19 protein-coding genes and 2 pseudogenes are annotated in these 16,986 nt (G+C 37.2%); 8 read left to right on the top strand and 13 right to left on the bottom strand.

The features are described from left to right. Position 1: 1 nt before the first annotated feature. From IPO27_12260 to IPO27_12245, 4 genes are all read right to left on the bottom strand, one after another. Positions 2-397 (bottom strand): hypothetical protein, encoded by a 396-nt coding sequence (locus IPO27_12260; protein MBK8847263.1) that lies wholly within the window; start codon positions 395-397, stop codon positions 2-4. Between the two features lie 423 nt (positions 398-820). After that, the gene (locus tag IPO27_12255) at positions 821-2,254 is read right to left on the bottom strand and encodes a hypothetical protein (protein ID MBK8847262.1); all 1,434 of its coding nucleotides are present in this window, start codon (positions 2,252-2,254) and stop codon (positions 821-823) included. 20 nt (positions 2,255-2,274) lie between these two features. Next, positions 2,275-2,760 (bottom strand): RNA polymerase sigma factor, encoded by a 486-nt coding sequence (locus IPO27_12250; protein ID MBK8847261.1) that lies wholly within the window; start codon positions 2,758-2,760, stop codon positions 2,275-2,277. A gap of 52 nt (positions 2,761-2,812) precedes the next feature. Continuing rightward, the gene (locus IPO27_12245) at positions 2,813-2,962 is read right to left on the bottom strand and encodes a hypothetical protein (GenBank protein MBK8847260.1); all 150 of its coding nucleotides are present in this window, start codon (positions 2,960-2,962) and stop codon (positions 2,813-2,815) included. 135 nt (positions 2,963-3,097) lie between these two features. On the opposite strand from IPO27_12245, the pseudogene IPO27_12240 reads away from it, so the two are divergent. The 3 genes and pseudogenes from IPO27_12240 (at position 3,098) to IPO27_12230 (ending at position 6,734) form a co-directional block, all read left to right on the top strand. Beyond that, a pseudogene (locus tag IPO27_12240) lies at positions 3,098-5,531 on the top strand (phenylalanine--tRNA ligase subunit beta). A gap of 4 nt (positions 5,532-5,535) precedes the next feature. Continuing rightward, complete coding sequence (locus tag IPO27_12235) at positions 5,536-5,988, top strand: D-tyrosyl-tRNA(Tyr) deacylase (GenBank protein MBK8847259.1); 453 nt, start codon at positions 5,536-5,538, stop codon at positions 5,986-5,988. Positions 5,989-6,284: 296 nt separating this feature from the next. Beyond that, positions 6,285-6,734 carry an Hsp20/alpha crystallin family protein gene (locus IPO27_12230; protein ID MBK8847258.1) on the top strand — a complete coding sequence of 150 codons (450 nt, stop codon included), beginning with the start codon at positions 6,285-6,287 and terminating at the stop codon, positions 6,732-6,734. 71 nt (positions 6,735-6,805) lie between these two features. On the opposite strand, the gene IPO27_12225 is transcribed toward IPO27_12230, so the two are convergent. From IPO27_12225 to acs, 5 genes and pseudogenes are all read right to left on the bottom strand, one after another. Then, complete coding sequence (locus tag IPO27_12225) at positions 6,806-7,468, bottom strand: methyltransferase (protein MBK8847257.1); 663 nt, start codon at positions 7,466-7,468, stop codon at positions 6,806-6,808. A 123-nt stretch (positions 7,469-7,591) separates the two neighbouring features. Further along, a complete protein-coding gene (locus IPO27_12220) occupies positions 7,592-7,798 on the bottom strand; it encodes a hypothetical protein (GenBank protein ID MBK8847256.1) in 207 nt (68 codons plus the stop codon). Between the two features lie 187 nt (positions 7,799-7,985). Continuing rightward, positions 7,986-8,390 (bottom strand): NUDIX hydrolase, encoded by a 405-nt coding sequence (locus IPO27_12215; protein MBK8847255.1) that lies wholly within the window; start codon positions 8,388-8,390, stop codon positions 7,986-7,988. Between the two features lies 1 nt (position 8,391). After that, a pseudogene (locus IPO27_12210) lies at positions 8,392-9,298 on the bottom strand (sterol desaturase family protein). Between the two features lie 70 nt (positions 9,299-9,368). Beyond that, positions 9,369-11,267 (bottom strand): acetate--CoA ligase, encoded by a 1,899-nt coding sequence (gene acs, locus IPO27_12205; protein ID MBK8847254.1) that lies wholly within the window; start codon positions 11,265-11,267, stop codon positions 9,369-9,371. Positions 11,268-11,383: 116 nt separating this feature from the next. Here acs and IPO27_12200 point away from each other — a divergent pair, with 116 nt between their 5' ends. Genes IPO27_12200 through IPO27_12190 form a run of 3 tightly spaced genes read left to right on the top strand, consistent with a single transcriptional unit; the run spans position 11,384 to position 14,144 of the window. Beyond that, positions 11,384-11,983 carry an endolytic transglycosylase MltG gene (locus IPO27_12200; GenBank protein MBK8847253.1) on the top strand — a complete coding sequence of 200 codons (600 nt, stop codon included), beginning with the start codon at positions 11,384-11,386 and terminating at the stop codon, positions 11,981-11,983. A gap of 17 nt (positions 11,984-12,000) precedes the next feature. Further along, positions 12,001-12,411: an endolytic transglycosylase MltG gene (mltG, locus tag IPO27_12195; GenBank protein ID MBK8847252.1), complete on the top strand. Its 411-nt coding sequence runs from the start codon at positions 12,001-12,003 to the stop codon at positions 12,409-12,411. Beyond that, positions 12,408-14,144 (top strand): M61 family metallopeptidase, encoded by a 1,737-nt coding sequence (locus tag IPO27_12190; protein ID MBK8847251.1) that lies wholly within the window; start codon positions 12,408-12,410, stop codon positions 14,142-14,144. The genes mltG and IPO27_12190 overlap by 4 nt, the downstream gene beginning before the upstream one ends. Here the strand turns inward: IPO27_12190 and IPO27_12185 are convergent. The 4 genes from IPO27_12185 to IPO27_12170 form a co-directional block, all read right to left on the bottom strand. Continuing rightward, entirely contained in the window at positions 14,118-14,537 is a 420-nt protein-coding gene (locus IPO27_12185; GenBank protein MBK8847250.1) for a YdcF family protein, read from the bottom strand. The genes IPO27_12190 and IPO27_12185 overlap by 27 nt on opposite strands. After that, positions 14,512-14,790 carry a hypothetical protein gene (locus IPO27_12180; GenBank protein ID MBK8847249.1) on the bottom strand — a complete coding sequence of 93 codons (279 nt, stop codon included), beginning with the start codon at positions 14,788-14,790 and terminating at the stop codon, positions 14,512-14,514. The genes IPO27_12185 and IPO27_12180 overlap by 26 nt, the downstream gene beginning before the upstream one ends. 1 nt (position 14,791) lies before the next feature. Next, positions 14,792-15,454: a DUF5011 domain-containing protein gene (locus IPO27_12175; protein MBK8847248.1), complete on the bottom strand. Its 663-nt coding sequence runs from the start codon at positions 15,452-15,454 to the stop codon at positions 14,792-14,794. A 108-nt stretch (positions 15,455-15,562) separates the two neighbouring features. Next, positions 15,563-16,237, bottom strand: a complete 675-nt coding sequence (locus IPO27_12170; GenBank protein ID MBK8847247.1) for a DUF5011 domain-containing protein — start codon at positions 16,235-16,237, stop codon at positions 15,563-15,565. 167 nt (positions 16,238-16,404) lie between these two features. Here IPO27_12170 and IPO27_12165 point away from each other — a divergent pair, with 167 nt between their 5' ends. Both IPO27_12165 and IPO27_12160 read left to right on the top strand, forming a co-directional pair. Beyond that, positions 16,405-16,752 carry a hypothetical protein gene (locus IPO27_12165; protein ID MBK8847246.1) on the top strand — a complete coding sequence of 116 codons (348 nt, stop codon included), beginning with the start codon at positions 16,405-16,407 and terminating at the stop codon, positions 16,750-16,752. Positions 16,753-16,772: 20 nt separating this feature from the next. Beyond that, a complete protein-coding gene (locus IPO27_12160; GenBank protein ID MBK8847245.1) occupies positions 16,773-16,970 on the top strand; it encodes a hypothetical protein in 198 nt (65 codons plus the stop codon). The last annotated feature ends 16 nt before the right edge of the window (positions 16,971-16,986 follow it).

Here is a 16,986-nt window from a genome sequence, read left to right as displayed (position 1 = left end):
TTTATTTATGCGTAAGTCTTCCTTCGCCATCAATATAGATCTCCATATTTGTTTTTCTATCCACGTAGGCATAATTTAAACCGAACATTCTAAACATCTGAAGTAAGTCTATCGATTGTAAATCCGGATTGTGAAATACCTTTATATATCCATTTCGTGAGGGCTCAACTTTGTATATTTTGGGGGATAAAGAAGGTAAGTCAGCACGTACTTTTTTATACGATACATTGTCAAGTGAGTTAGTAAAAAACTCAGAAATGGTGGCATTTATCTCATTGCCATTAATTCTTAATATTGAAGTTGTCTCAAATCCGTCCTTTTTAACGCTTTTTTGCTGAGCAAAAGTTACAGAGTAAGAACAAATTATTAATAATGTACAAGTAAACATTTTAATCATGTGATTCTGTTTAAAAAGAAAAATTCGATTACAAAGTGGCACCAATGATATATTCCGTGCGTAATATTAGTAAAATATTTAATCTGCAAAATGATTTTGTTAGTTATTTTTCAAAAAGGCTGCCATATTTATTAAACAAGGTGGAAAGTTCTGCTTTGCAAAGTGACAGTTTCAATTAGTCTAAGATAGGTTTCTTATTTGTAGAACTATAAGAATCGCTATTAAATAAATGAAAAATGGGGTTTGTTTAACTGACCGAATAACTTATAGAACTTATGCCATCTGATAATAGCTATTCAATATTAAATGACAAGTTTATAATTAAGCTATTTGTTGAGCCAAATGAAATAGCAAGGCCTAACAGTGAAAAGCAATAAGCTAATATTAGTATAAATCTAAACTGAAAGGGGGCAAGAGATTAGCCTACTTAATGATCTTTATTTTGGTACCCTCCACTTCTAATCGGGCAAGGGAATTTTCTGCATAAAATTCGGTTTTCAGATCTAGGCGATTGCCCGAAATTTTACGTAAGGCCCAGGCAAACCATCCATACATCTTTTGTTTGGCAGGCATTGCTTCAAAAGCAATATCATTATCGGCACCCATGGCAGCAGATGTATTATCATTCACTATTTTCTGTAAATAGCTCCTAGGGGTAAGCAATTCGTAATTTTCAAAATTGGTTTGATTTGAATAAGAAATATAAGGTAGTTGGGTATCTGCATTAGTCGCGTTTACAGCATCAGCAGTTTCGATACTATCTAAAGCAATAAGCTTGTCTGCCAATTGCACAGCAGTTGCAGGGAGCTCAACCTTCAAAGTATCCTCTTTGTTATCTTCAGGCAATTCTACTGCCAAATTCGAAGGCGTTTGTTTTTGCTTTCTAATCCGTGGCTCCTTCACACCTGTTTCGTGTTTATCTGCAACCTTATCCTCTGATTTTTTTAATTCTATTTCATTAGCGGTAGATGGTATATGGCTACTGTTAACTAAATTTGAATTTGCCAACGAATTGCTTTCAGTCGAAGTATTGTTATTTTTTTCTTGAATAGTCTTATTTGCAATTGGTGTGGTTTTTTCTGTATTAAAATAATATAAACCCAAAGCCAGAAATACACATGCAGCAGCAGCATAGCGAATAAAAGTTACGGGGAATAAAGTTATTCTCCGTTTTAGCTTTTCTTTGTTTGGGAAAACTTCGTTGGTAGGAGCAAGTTTTGTTAAGGCATAATTTTTTTTTTGTTCGTCATAAGAGGGATTTTGTAGAATACTTTCATTCAATAAAATCCGATCACTTTCCGATAGGGTTCCTTCAATTTCCTGAATCAACAATTCGTCAATCGTTTTTTCAGTGGCAAGCGTCTTACATAACAAATCTTTATTTTGAAATACTTCGTGGTTCGAAGGCAGCACGGTTGAAGCATACAACCGCTGCATAGGTTCATATTCGGGATGCTCATATAAAAATTTACTAAGCGCATTTTTTTCTGCACCATTCAGCATGTTTTCTATAGAAGCAATAATAAACTCTTCAATATTGTGTTCATTAATATCCAGATGGTAAAGATTTTCTTTGCTTTCAAATTCTTCATTAACAGAAATAAGTCGGGGCTCATTAACTTCACCAACTGAGGATTTATTTTCTTCTGCATCTTCAGATTTTCGTAATAATGCTTTTTTGTTAAACGATACTTTTTCGGGATTAAGCTTTGTAATCCCGCTTTGCGGTAGTAAGGATTTTAAATGTGGGTGCTCATTCAAAAAGGCAAACAACGAATTACACTGCACCTCGTTTAAAGTGCCTTCAGCATAGTCTAGCATCCATGCTTCGTAATTTTCTATGTTTATGTAATCCACTGTTTTTATTGTCTGCTTTCTTAAACCACATTTTGCATACTGCCAATAAATTCTTTCAGCGTTTGCCTTCCTCGAAATATGTAAACTTTTACTTGCGATTCGCTCAAGTTGGTAATACTGCCAATTTCTTTGTAATCATACCCTTCATAATCGCGCAGCATTATAACGGTGCGCTGTATTTCGGGCAGTCGCTTAAGGCCTTCCTGCAATACCTCTTTCAAATCACTGTATTGTTTTGAAGTGCTATGCTTATTAAAATCAACCTCTTCAAAACTTGCCTTAAATTTATTTCTCCTAATCTTGTTTATCATTGTATGGTAAGCAGTAGTGAAAATGTAGGATTTCACCTTTTCCGGGTTAACATTATCCTTGTTAATCCAGAGTTTTTCATACGTGTCCTGTACTATATCTTGCGCATCCTCTTTATCTCGTATGGTATGCAAGATAAAGCGATACACATTATCCGAATACATATCAACGCATCGATTATAGTCAACGGTGGTCATCAGGTGGTTTTGTTCAATTCGTAAATGTAATACGCTTTACGTTATTTGAAAGTTACAGTTCTTTTTTTTTTATTAGCGGACGGGCTAAAACTTCGCTAATGTCAATTTTTCGAAGGGCTATTCCAGTAGTTAGAAAATTTCCGATTGCTGAATTCTGGTTGTAAGGTTGACTAAAATGATGCAGACTGTTTTTTTCAATCATTCGCCCTGCACCTAAAATGAAATAGTTAACCTGATTGCGCTTTCATTTATATGACCTGTTTTTTATTCGTTGAATTAGCAGGAATGAATAAATAATTGAATGATTACATTTGCCAATATTTTCAAAAAACGAGGTATGAAAATTTCATATAAATGGCTGAGTAAATTAATAGATAGTGGGTGTAGTGCAGCGTCAATTTCTAAAATGCTAACTGAGTGCGGGCTAGAGGTAGAGAGTATGGAAACGCACGAGTCGATAAAAGGAGGACTAGCAGGATTGGTAATTGGCAGAGTAGAGACATGCGAAAAACATCCGAATGCAGATAAGCTAAGTTTGACTGCAGTAAACGTGGGCGATAAAATTTTGAAAATTGTATGTGGTGCACCCAATGTGGCCGCAGGACAAACAGTAGTGGTGGCCACCGAAGGTGCCACCTTATACCCAAGCACAGGAGAGCCATTTGTAATTAAAAAATCAAAGATAAGGGGCGAAGTAAGTGAGGGGATGATTTGTGCAGAAGATGAAATCGGTTTAGGAACTTCACATCAGGGTATTATTGTTATTGATGAAGCAATTGCTCCGGGCATGAACGCGGCAGATTATTTTAAGGTTGAAACTGATGTGATATTCGAAATCGGATTAACACCCAATAGGGCAGATGCAGCTTCGCATTATGGTGTGGCTCGCGATATTCAGGCATTGCTATCTAATTCTTCACAAGCAAAGGTAAAATTGCCTGAAGTAATTAATTTTTTTCCTGATGATCGTAGCTTGCCTATTGAGGTTGAAGTTGTTCATACAGATGATTGCCTTAGGTATAGTGGCATTTCTATTTCGAATGTAAAAATAGGGACATCTCCGGCATGGCTACAGCAAACTTTGCAAAGTATAGGTGTAAAGAGTATTAATAATATAGTTGATGTTACTAACTATATTCTTCACGAAGTAGGTCAACCGCTACATGCATTTGATGCTGCGGCCATCAAAGGCAACAAGGTTATAGTTAAACGATTAAATACACCAACCAAATTCATCACACTTGATGGTATTGAGCGAACATTATCCGGAAACGAGCTTATGATTTGCAATCAAACTGAGCCTATGTGTATTGCAGGAATTTTTGGCGGCATCAACTCGGGAGTTTCTGAAAGCACTACTTCTATATTTTTGGAGTCAGCTTGTTTTAATCCGGTTACCATACGCAAAGGAGCAAAAACGCATGGCTTAAAAACAGATGCATCGTTTCGATTTGAGCGTGGTACCGACCCTGAAATTACCTTATATGCATTACAGCGCGCTGCAATGATGATAAAGGATATTGCCGGAGGCAATATCAGCAGCGATATTATTGATATCTATCCCACACCGGTTGAGCCTGTGGTTATGCATTTTTCATTTGCCCAACTTGAAAAAATGGCCGGCTATAAAATTGAGAATACCACTGTAAAGAATATTCTCATAGGGTTAGGCATTAGCATTATTGATGATTATCACGAAAGCTTAAAAATTTCGATACCGGCTTATAAAGTGGATGTGCGTAGGGAGATTGATGTTATTGAAGAAGTGCTGCGGATAACAGGTTACAATGCCATTCCTTTGCCTAAGCAGTTTTCGTTTGCATTGGATAGTGGCAATAGACAGTCGCCATATGTAAATGCGATAGCAACTGCACAAGTGTTGGCATCTTCAGGATTTAATGAAACACTTAGTAATTCGCTTAGCAAGGAATCTTATTTCGAAACGTATACGGATACCGTTAAGTTGATAAATCCCCTAAGTAGCGAACTCAATACCTTACGTGCCGAAATTATATTTTCATTGCTTGAGTGTGCACAATATAACACCAACCGGCAGCAAGGTGACCTTAAATTATTTGAATTTGGTTATACCTATCGTAAATCTGAAAAGCAATATTCCGAATCGTCAGTGCTAGGCATCTTGTGCACGGGCAACCGTATTCCAGAAAATCGCAAAGGACATTACATCAATCACGATTTATTTTATTTGAAGGCCCTGGCCGAGAATATTTTCAACATTTACAAAGTATCAAGTTATAAGGAAACAGAGTATAAAGGTGACTACCTTACCGGAGATGGCATTGCTTATATTCTGAAGGATAGGAAAACTAAAAGCGAAACCACAATAGCCTTTGGAGGTAAAGTAAACAAGGCGATTGCAAAGAAGTTTGATTTGGTGGCGGATACGTATTACCTGCAAATTAATCTTGATGCACTTAATAGTATACAAGTAAGCGAAGATTTCAGAATTGCGCCAATACCAAGATTTCCGGAAGTAAGACGCGACCTGAGCATGATACTTGACACAGGTGTTACCTATGGGCAGATACAACAACTGGCTTTCGAAACAGAACGAACATTCCTCAAGCGAGTAAATTTATTCGATGTATACAAAGGCGACAAAATTCCGGAAGGCAAAAAATCGTATGCAATGAGTTTCTTTTTGGCCGATGTAGAAAAAAACCATGCGCGATCAGGACATTGAGAAAACCATGAATAAGCTGATGGAAACATTTGAAAAGAAACTACGTATAGAAGTACGTAAATCATAAGTTTATGCGCTGTGTATTGCAACGGGTGTCACAGGCTTCGGTTACCATAGAAGAAAGGTTACATGCGAATATTGGTATGGGCCTGCTAATTCTTATTGGCATTGAGGAGGCTGACACGATGGAAGACATCGAGTGGCTTTGCGGAAAAATTATCCGTCTAAGAATATTCAATGATGAGGCTGGAGTAATGAATCTTTCGGTAGCCGATATTCAAGGTGAAATATTGGTAATAAGTCAGTTTACCTTGCATGCTTTAACCAAAAAAGGAAATCGCCCAAGCTACATTAAGGCTGCCCGCCCTGAGATTGCAATACCGCTGTATGAGCAGTTTGTTAATGCACTTGCTGCTAGCCACCGTGCAAAAATTGCTACCGGTAAGTTCGGTGCCAATATGAAAGTAATGCTGATAAATGACGGCCCGGTTACCATTCTAATAGATTCTAAAAACAAGGAGTAGCTCCTTGTTTTATTGCTGCAACTTGTAATTTTTTTCTTCCCTTTTTTTCAAATTCTTCGAAAACTGTAATGGTTAACCATTACTATATATGTTTTGCTGAAAATTTGACATTTTAATTTCACCCAAAGCAGAAAAAATGTCCTGAATATTTATTACGAATGTAAAATTTGTCACTAAAAACCTGCTGGAATAGGTTTTGATGCATGCCAGGTATTATTGCAGGAGAAAGCAGATTAAGTTTAAAAAATATCCTGTTGCATTCAAAAGTTAAACAATTAATAAAAAATAAAAACAAAATGACACTAGTAAAATTAAACCAAAAGGCAGTAGCCAACGCATTAGATCGTGTACCGTATTTTAACGGATTCTTCAATGACTTAATGGAAGATTTCATCTCTACAAATTATGCACGCAACACGGTTCCGGCAGTCAACATTTCTGAAACGGATAATGGATTCAGAATTGAATTGGCAGCACCCGGCTTAAAAAAGGAAGATTTTAAAATCAATGTTGACAACAATGTACTAAGCATCAGTGCAGAGGTAAAAAGGGAATCAGAGCAGAAGGGAACTTCGTATTCGCGTAAGGAGTTTGTTTATAACTCATTCAAGCGCAGTTTCAATTTGCCTGAGCAAGTAACACAAAATGACATAACAGCTTCTTATGAGAATGGCTTGTTAACAATCAGTTTGCCCAAGGTGGAAGCAGCAAAACCAAAGCCTGCAACTGAGATTAAGGTAGCTTAATAAAAATTAAAGATTTGTTTTAGGGGTAGTTTTTTTGAAAGCAAGGGGCACTGACAGGTGCCCCTCTTTCGTTACGCATACTGTATCGAGTAAATATAATTTTCTTCAGTAGTCAATTTATGCACTTTAAGCAGGTTAAGATTTAACCCGTTACGTTTAGCTTGAGCAGCAATAAAGTTTAAGTCACAAGCATCGTTCAGTATCATTATACATTGTGAATGCTTAAGGTTGACCTTAAGCTGAACAAAAAGTTGCTGAAAATATTCAAGAAGCATTCCCGCATACCATGCAAAGCTTTCATCAGTGGTTTGGTTCCCTTTGTAGTAAGGAGGATTAATGACTATGAAGTCAAATTCCTGATTGCCTATGTTGCTAAACAAGTCGCTATATTTTGCTTCAATAACAACATGATTGCGTTGCGCATTTTCAATGGTATTGGCTAACGCAGTTTTGCTAATGTCGGTCGCGGTTACAATGCCACCTTTTTTAGCTAGCACACACGAAATTAACCCACTGCCACAACCTAACTCCAAAATTCTTTTTTGAAAAAGGTCGAGGCCTTCCAAATGTTTTAAAAGTAATTTGGTTGAATAAAAAAAACCCGGATGAAAAACACCGGGACGCACGATTATTTCTAAGCCACGATAGGTGTAAAGCCGGGGCTTTTGCAAATACCACTTTACAATAGGTTTGTAAAAAGTTGTCAGAATTTTTTTGCAAGATTGCCCATTCATTTTTATAAGAGCGCAAATATGGTAAAACGGGGCAAATGACTGTGAGTTCTTAACTAAAAAGGAATGCAGGCATTTTCTGTTATAAAAATACCTGCATGTATATAGAAAACAAATAAATGATGATTAGCTTTTCTTAAAACTAAGTGATGTGCCGCTTACTATTAAAAAGAAGACCACATTAATTGCCGCCAGGATTATGGCTCGTACTGGCAGTTGCGATTCCTCGGCAGAGGTAGAAGCATTCATATTAAACATCGCTAGTGCAAGAGTTGTGCATAGAATGATGATTGCTACTAGTGAAACGAAGGAGATTGATTTTAGCTTTTTCATAGTGTGATGGTTTTTAAATTTGCTATTTACTATTCCTGATTTAGTGATGTAAAGATGCAGCGTTATCTTTCAGTCATAAGATAGCAATTTATGAATGCTAAATTTGGATTGATAAGTGTCATGATTCAGCAATAAGTGCAGGCCGAAGTTGTTTTAACAATGAATTAGCTTTTTGGCGGGGCTTAGTTTATTGTATGAGTAGCTTAACCACCTCTTTGTCAATAGGAAAAGTAACATCATTCGTATTCAGCAAACGCAGACTTTTCCATTGAATCTGCACATCATCTACCAAAGCAGCAGTAGGACAGGGTTGTGCCATTGGTTGTAATAAATAGTAAATGCTGATTATCTGTTGTTGGGCATCGAAAGCACTTGGTTGAAAAAAATCAGTTGTATAAAAATGTGATTTTACGCTTATAGCAATTCCAAATTCCTCTTTAAATTCTCTAACCACACACTCAATGGTACCTTCGCCAAATTCAAGACCTCCACCAGGGAATTTGGTAAACCTGCGCCCTGCGTAGGATTCTTGTACCAACATGATTTCGTTTTGCTCGTTAATAAGTAGACCATATACCCGAATGTTGAACATCTTACTTTTTTCTTTCCTCTTGCAGCTGATAGTAATAGTCCCTTTGCAATTGTTTGGATGTTTTGCTACTGCCATCATGGCTCCAGCCCGGGGCAGCAAAAAGATAACCTAGCTTATCTTTCAACGTCATCCCTTTTTGCATCACATCTTTTGCTATTTGTATCCACTCATGAAAAATTAGCGTAAGAGCATTTTGATGTTCTACTTTTTTAGTAAGACCATATTCTATGGGTTTATTGGTTTCTTCGTCTTTGTAGGTTCCAAACAGCCTGTCCCAAATTATAAATACCATACCCATATTTTTGTCAAGATATTGAACATTGCTTGCATGATGCACCCGGTGATTGCTTGGTGTACAAAACACGTATTCCAACCATCCTAGTTTTCCAATAAGCTGTGTGTGTACTAATATGCCATAAATTTGTGTAGCTGCATAAATAAAAAAATATCGAGTGGCTGAAAGCCCACTAGTGCAAGGGGAATAAAAAGATAAAACGGTACAAAGGCTGCAACACACTAGCACGAAAACCAACGGTAAGATTATACTCGTCACTGCTGTGGTGGGTAACATGTACTGCCCAAAAAAAGCGGGAATGATGATCCAGGTAATGAAGCAGGTAGTAGGCAAAATCTTCAACAATTAATAAAACAATCCAATATAGAATGACATTGGATATCGAAAAAAAATGAAACTCATAAAAGTAGGTAAGAATAGCCAGGCTGATCCTCTCGTAATAATATCAAGTCCCATGTTAAGCAACATCAGGTAGAGGTTTGTGAAAGTTCCTTTTATTGTATAAAATTTTTTTATGTTGGAAATAACTTAATAAAATCTCACTGCCAATAACCACAATATAAATGGGCGTGGTGATGAGTATTAAAAGTGTTTCGCGAAATTGTTCGGTCATTAGTTTTTCAAAGAATAGGACGCAAAATTAAAAATCAGAGAAAAGAATGAAAGGGATTTTTGAATTCAATTTATATAGCACCCTTTTTTATTTGTTCCACTACGGCAGGGTCAAGCAGGGTAGAGGTATCTCCCAGATTGCTTGTATCACCTTCGGCTATTTTGCGAAGAATTCTGCGCATAATTTTACCACTTCGTGTTTTTGGTAAGCCACTAACAATTTGTATTTTATCGGGCTTGGCAAGCTTGCCTATTATGTTGCTAACCACCTCGTTTACATCACTAAGTATAAGGTCTGGGTTAACATTGGCTTGTTGCAAAATGACAAAGGCATAAATGCCTTGTCCTTTAATATCATGTGGGTAACCTACCACAGCCGATTCTACAATATATATACTTTCGTTAATGGCATTTTCAACTTCGGCAGTACCTATGCGGTGGCCCGATACATTAATTACATCATCCACCCTGCCAATTATGCGATACAAGCCATGCGCATCTCTGCGCGCGCCATCACCAGTAAAGTAATATCCGGCATAGTTTGCAAAGTAGGTTTGACGGCACCGTTCATGATCACCATATGTGCTTCGCAATATGGATGGCCACGGAAATTTTACACACAGATATCCTTCAACATTATTCCCGATAATTTCTTTTCCATCATTATCCAATAGTACAGGTTGAATGCCGGGTAATGGAAAACCTGCATGCGCAGGTTTTTGTTCATTGATATTGGGTAAGGAGGTTATCATTATTCCCCCGGTTTCAGTTTGCCACCAGGTATCCACTATGGGGCAACGGTCTTTACCTATTAGTTGGTGATACCATTGCCATGCTTCTTCGTTAATTGGTTCACCTACAGTTCCAAGAATTTTTAAGGAAGATAAATTGTATGGAGCCACCCACGCATCGCCACAAGCCATTAGCGAGCGAATAGCAGTAGGTGCAGTGTAGAATTGTGTTACTTTATATTTATCTATCACATGCCAAAATCTTCCGGCATCCGGAAAATTAGGAACACCTTCAAACATGACCATGGTAGCTGCATTTAGCAAAGGGCCATAAACAAAATAGGTATGCCCTGTTATCCAGCCTATATCAGCAGTACACCAGTAAACATCGTTGGTAGCGTATTGAAAAACATTTTTAAAACTATACCCTGCATAAACCATGTATCCACCGCAGGTATGAACCACTCCCTTGGGCTTGCCTGTGCTGCCACTGGTGTATAAAATAAACAGGAGGTCTTCGCTATCCATAGGTTCGGGCGCACATACTGTTGATTGCATGGGCATTACATCATGCAACCATAAATCGCGATTGGCTTGCATAGCTACTTCGGTTGTGCTGCATTTGGCCACAAGCACAGTTGCAACACCCGGGCAATTAATCAATGCCTGATCAACTACTGCCTTGGCAGGAATTTCCTTAGCTCCTCTGCGTATAAAATCACTGGTAACTACCAATTTGCATTGGGCATCATTGATGCGGTCGGCAAGCGACTGTGCCGAAAATCCACCAAACACAATAGAGTGCACAGCACCAATGCGGGCGCAGGCTAATACTGCGATTGCCAGATCGGGTATCATGGGCATGTACAAACATATACGGTCACCTTTAACAACACCATGTTGTTTAAAAACGTTTGACATGCGACACACTTCATCGCTCAACTGCTGATAGGTGAGTGATTTTCCATTTTCATTAATATCATTTGGCTCCCAGTGTATGGCAATTTTATCAGCGTGTTTAGGTAGATGGCGGTCAATACAGTTTTCAGTAATGTTCAACTTCCCATTAAGAAACCATTTTACACTCGGCTCAGTAAAATTCCATTCAAGTGTTTTATCCCATCTTTCGCTCCAGGCGAAATTGTCAGCTATACTATCCCAAAATTTTTCGGGATTTTCTATACTTTCTTTGTAAGAAAGGTCATATTCTGATGCAGTTTCAATATGAAATTTAGCCATTGTTCAATAGTAATTTGAGTTGTCTAAAGTAAAAATTTAATTGTTAATGCAGTAGTGCTAATAAATTTACTTGCAATTGATTTTTAGCTTTGCGCAAATATTTACTGTTAAGAAGTATGAAGTGGATTGTTAGAATTTTTATAGTCGCATTGTTATTGGCAGGTGCAGGGGTTGCCTATTTTGCCATGAATTATGTGTATAATAAAAACACTGGTTTTAGCGAAGCTCAAAAAATGTTGTACATAAAAACAGGCAGCAGTTTTGAGGACGTAGTGCGAGCTGCAAGTGAGCAAAACATAATAAAGGACTTAGATGCTTTTAAGTGGCTGGCTAATAAAAAGAAGTATATTGGTAAGGTTAGGCCAGGATGCTACAAAATAAAAAAGGACATGACCAATGAGCAAATTGTTAATCTACTGCGTGCAGGCGTTCAGGAACCATTGAAGGTAACCTTTAATAATATACGCACAGTAGAATTACTTGCCGGACGCATAGCAGCACAATTAGAGGCTGATAGTACTTCGCTTTTCAGCTATTTAGCTGATAGTGCTACTGCTTCCCAATATGGATTTAATAGCCAGAATTTTATTTCGATGTTTATACCCAATACCTACGAGATGTATTGGAATACCACTACCGAAGGGTTTGTAAAACGCATGGCACGTGAATATAAATCATTTTGGAATGATAAGCGAAAAGCCAGGCCGAAGAATTAAATTTATCGTATTCAGAAATCACTACCATTGCTTCCATTGTGCAGGAAGAAACTCACATGGCAACTGATAAGCCCATCATAGCAGGCGTTTATATTAACCGAATAAAAAAGGGAATTCCCCTGGAAGCAGATCCAACACTAAAGTTTGCATTAAAGAATTTCGAAATTCGCAGAGTACTCAATGCAGATAAACTGGTGGAGTCGCCTTACAATACATATAAGTATGCAGGTATTCCTCCGGGGCCAATATGTATTCCTGATATAAGTACCATTGATGCGGTGCTTAATTACTCCAGGCATGATTATATTTTCTTTTGTGCTAAAGAAGATTTGTCGGGTTACTCTAATTTTGCCATTACCAATAGCGAACATGAAGCCAATGCCAGACGCTATCAGCAAGCACTAGATAAAATGAACATCAAACGATGATAATACATTACAAAATAGGCGCTATTAAGCCTCACACACACTTTGTAGATATTGAAATGTATGTTAAAGAAATTAATGCAGACGCTCTGGAAATCTGCATTCCCGTTTGGCGGCCAGGCCGCTATGAAAAGGGGATGTTTGCAAAAAACGTAAAATCTTTGTCGATTAAAAATTCTCATGGAGCACCTATAACATACAAAAAGACAGATCACTCTTCGTGGTATATAGATACCAGTAACACAGAATCAATTACCATAACCTATAAATATTTTGCTTTTCAACCGGATGCCGGTGCTTGCTATAGCGGTACTGATATTTTGTATGTGAACCCTATACATTGTTGTATGTATATAAATGGTTTTTTGCATTTGCCTGTTACACTATCATTAGCTATAAATCCTGATTGGAAAGTTGTCACCTCTCTTAATCAACAAGGAAAAAACTATTGCGCAGATAATTATGATGAGTTAGTAGACAGCCCGGTTCTTTGTGCTCCGCAAATTGCTACATGGAAATATGAATGCAATAACATTGCCTTCTACATTCACTCTTGGGGCACGCATACGTTAAACGAGAGTCAGGTTATCAAGGATTTCAAATTATTCACACAACTACAGTTGGATGTGATGCAACATTTCCCTGTAAGCGCATATCATTTTATACTACTGGCATTACCACATACTTTTTATCATGGTGTGGAGCATACCAAATCAACCGTGCTGGCTCTTGGGCCGGCACAAAATATTCACTTGCCTGAGTTGTATAATGAACTGGTTGGTGTGGCATCTCATGAGTTGTTTCACGTTTGGAACATAAAAACATTGCGCCCAGCGCAAATGTTGCCATATAAATATGATCAAGAAAATTTTGCTGACACCGGATATGTATATGAAGGTTTCACCACTTATTATGGCGATTTATTTTTGCTGCGCTGCGGCTATTTTAACCTTGAACAATATTTTAGAGAAGTAAGTGACCGCCTTAACAAGCACATGCTCAATCCAGGAAGAATTAATTATTCGGTACGCGAAAGCTCATATGATACTTGGCTCGATGGATATGTTGCAGGTGTTCCAGGGCGCAAAACATCAATATATGACGAAGGTTCTTTAATAGCGTTGTTAATTGATTTATTGATTATAAAAAACACGAAGGCAACCAAATCGCTTGATGATGTAATGCGAATACTCTATAATGATTTTGCATTGAAGGGCGTGGGTTACAAACATCAGGATATTTTGCATGTATGCAGAAGTTTGGGAGGTGAGGATATAAATTATCTTTTTAAAGAAATAATTGACAAACCTGTTTCTTATTACGAATACTTACTTAAAGTTTTGACAGATTTTGAAATCACTATAGTTGAATATCCAGCTTCAAACATGATTGAAGCATGCTATGGAGCAAAACTTGTTGCACATCCGGTTGGGTATAAGGTGGTGCAGGTAATAGAAGATTCTCCGGCCGATAAGGCCGGTTTAGCAGCAGAAGATATAATTAGTTCTATAACTAATAAAGCAACTGCAGTTGTCCATCCATTTGAAAAAATTTCGGATCGCGCACAGGCAGAAACGTTGGTGATGCAAGTTGCTAATCTCATGCAAGGGCCGGTTACCAAAGAGCTAATTCCTGATAGTAATTTTTATTTCTCGCGATATGAGCTCAAGGCAGGATCAAATATGAATGATAATAAGTTAACTAACTTTTTATTCAGCACTCGCTCTGCAAGTTAGATGTTGCAATGGAATCTGCTCTCCTCGGAATTTTGGATTAACACCAATCCAAAAATCAATTAGTGCTTTTGATTTTGCAAGATACTCTCTTAGGTTGATATTAAAATCTGAATTATGCGAAATATCTTCAGCATTATATCCGATTACATGCATGGATAATTTATTTGCAATAAACACAGCAAGTTGGTTGTGGAATTCTTGTGAAACAACAATAGCGCTGTCAATTCCAAAAATTTCTTTTAAACGTACCATTGAATCAAAAGTTCTTAATCCGGCATAGTCAAGAAATATGGCACTGTCAGGAATACCTGCTGCTATTAACGCTTGTTGCATAGCAACGGGTTCATTGTATAACTTACTGCTGTTGTCACCACTTACAATTAGCAAGTCCACCTTTTTGTTTTTTATAAAGTGTGTAGGCTGCTTGCATGCGAAATGTAAAATAAGGATTTGGCAAACCATTACTTAAGTTGGGATTGGTGCCAAGCACAATGGCTGTGTGAAAATGCGGTGTTAATTCAATATTACTTGTAAGCTGATTACGTGTTGATTTTATTATATAAATGTTTGAACCAAGAAGAAAGAAAAAAACAGCAATTGAAAAGATAAGTGTATAACGTAATAAACGGGAAAACCAAAGTTTCATATTACTGCTTCACAAGATGTGTAACGCAGTTATTCCATGTTTGTGCGTTTGATAATCGTTCTTTGTAATTAATTATCATTCCGGTTGAAGTAATTTTTCCTTGACCTTCAAAAATATGCGTTTCTAGTTGCACTCCTATATTGAATGCCAATTGATTAGGAATATATATATCATCATCAACGATATCTGCATAAATCTGCGTGTTATTGTAAAAGTTGGCAAACTTGCTGAACACTATGCGTTTGTTTTTATAACTATCTGCTGTTATAGTTTGCTGATAATTGGCATAAAAAGAGCCATTGCAACTATCTGTTACGCTGTATGTGCCTTCCAGGTTTTCAACTTCGTTCACCACATTCACTCTACGAGCAGCATTGTTCGAATTGCCGGCCGCATCTTCTACGCTGTAGTTAACAAAATAAGTTCCTCGCACATTAAAATTAACAGAGGAGTTTGTATTTATTTGGCTGCTGAGGTCTCCATCTTTATTATCGCTGGCAGTTGCTCCCGGGTCATAGAATGCACTATTTAACTGTTGATTGTAAGGGTTGTCACCTTTAATGGTGATAACGGGTTCCGTAGTATCTTTTTTTATACAACCAAAACACATGGCTATGCATAAAATGGTTATTAACATAAGGCTCTTTTGCGTAAGGTTTTCCATGTTTGAATTTTTTTGAGGCGTAAAAATATTTAGAAAAATTAAAAATGGAGTAAAAAAAAATGCTGCTCGATAAAGCAGCATTTTTTTTTAGCAGGTATCTTCTAAAAATTACTTGGTGTAATGTGCTACACATGTAGTAGAAGCACCACCTTGAGATACATTGATATCTGTATAGGTTAATACAAAGCCATTAGAAGTTTTAAAGCCAGAACCTTGGAAGGTATGTGTTTCGCCCATACTGCCGATGGCAGTAGCAGTTTGAGATGGTAAATCTATAGCGTTACCACTTATGTTGGCATAAATGCCAGTGTTACCTGAATAGTCAGCAAATTTGTTAAACTTAACGCGGTTATTAACCACTGTAGAAGTTGTTACCGTTTGTGCATAATTAAAAACAAGTGCATCAACACCGCAAGTATCCTTTACCGTGTAGCTTCCAGCCCAAGGTTCCGCATCATTTACTACGTTTACTGCACGTATGGCATCACCCACATTACCTGCAGCATCACTTACAGAATAGTTAACATTATAAGCACCAACCTGATCTTCATCAATTGCATCGGCACCTGTGATAACTATACTTGAGGTCAAATCACCATCTTTATCGTCCGTTGCAGTAGCTCCTTCTTCCTGATAGCTATCACCAAGGCTTAATGATAAAGGATTATCACCAACCAAAGTAATTACCGGAGGAGTAGTATCATCTTCACCACAACCGGTTAGAATAATTGTGCCAACCGTTAACATAAGGGCTGACACTAAAAATGCAAAATTTTTCTTCATTTTTTGTTTTAAGTTTATTATAAATATATTTTTTTCGGGGGGCAAAGATAATACCATTTTTCTCATGACATTATTTTTCACAAAAAAAATTCATCTTCGTTCGCTTTTATATATAAATAATGTATTACTTTTGCACCCATTAATTTTTAAAATCGAAAAAACAAAAAATGAAGAAAATTTTAAGTTTATTGGCAATTGCAGGAACAATGTCAATAGTTGCTTGTGGACCTAGTGCTGAAGAGTTAGCAGCAGAAAAGAAGCGCATTGAAGATTCAATTGCGTCTTTCGAAAAAATGAGAGATGATTCTATTGCTTCGTATAACAAAGTAATTGAAGATTCTATCGCTGCATTTAATTCAAACAAAGCTGCTGCCGATTCATTAGCCGCTAAAATGGCTGCTGATTCTCTGGTTGCGTATGCTTTAAAGAATAAAGTGGCTCCAAAACCAAAGCCAAAAACCATTCCTGAAAAAATAAAGGAAGAAACTAAGAAGGCAACTCAAGGCAGAGGTTAATTTTAATTTTAAACAGTTTAATGAAAAAAGCTATTTCAATTGCATTTTTGGCTGCCATCATTTTTCAAGCATGTGGTCCTAACGCTGACGAAATGAAAGCATCCGATGAGCAACGTAAACAAGATTCCATTGCAGAAGCAGATAGCATGCAAAAGGTAATGGATGAAATGATGAACGAGAGTTCTTCAGATAAGTCTGATACAATGACCATTGAATAGTATTTTTTCTTTAATG

This window comes from Bacteroidota bacterium, from assembly GCA_016714535.1.
Lineage (GTDB): Bacteria > Bacteroidota > Bacteroidia > AKYH767-A > OLB10 > JADKFV01.
This window is presented reverse-complemented; position numbering and strand designations above follow the sequence as displayed.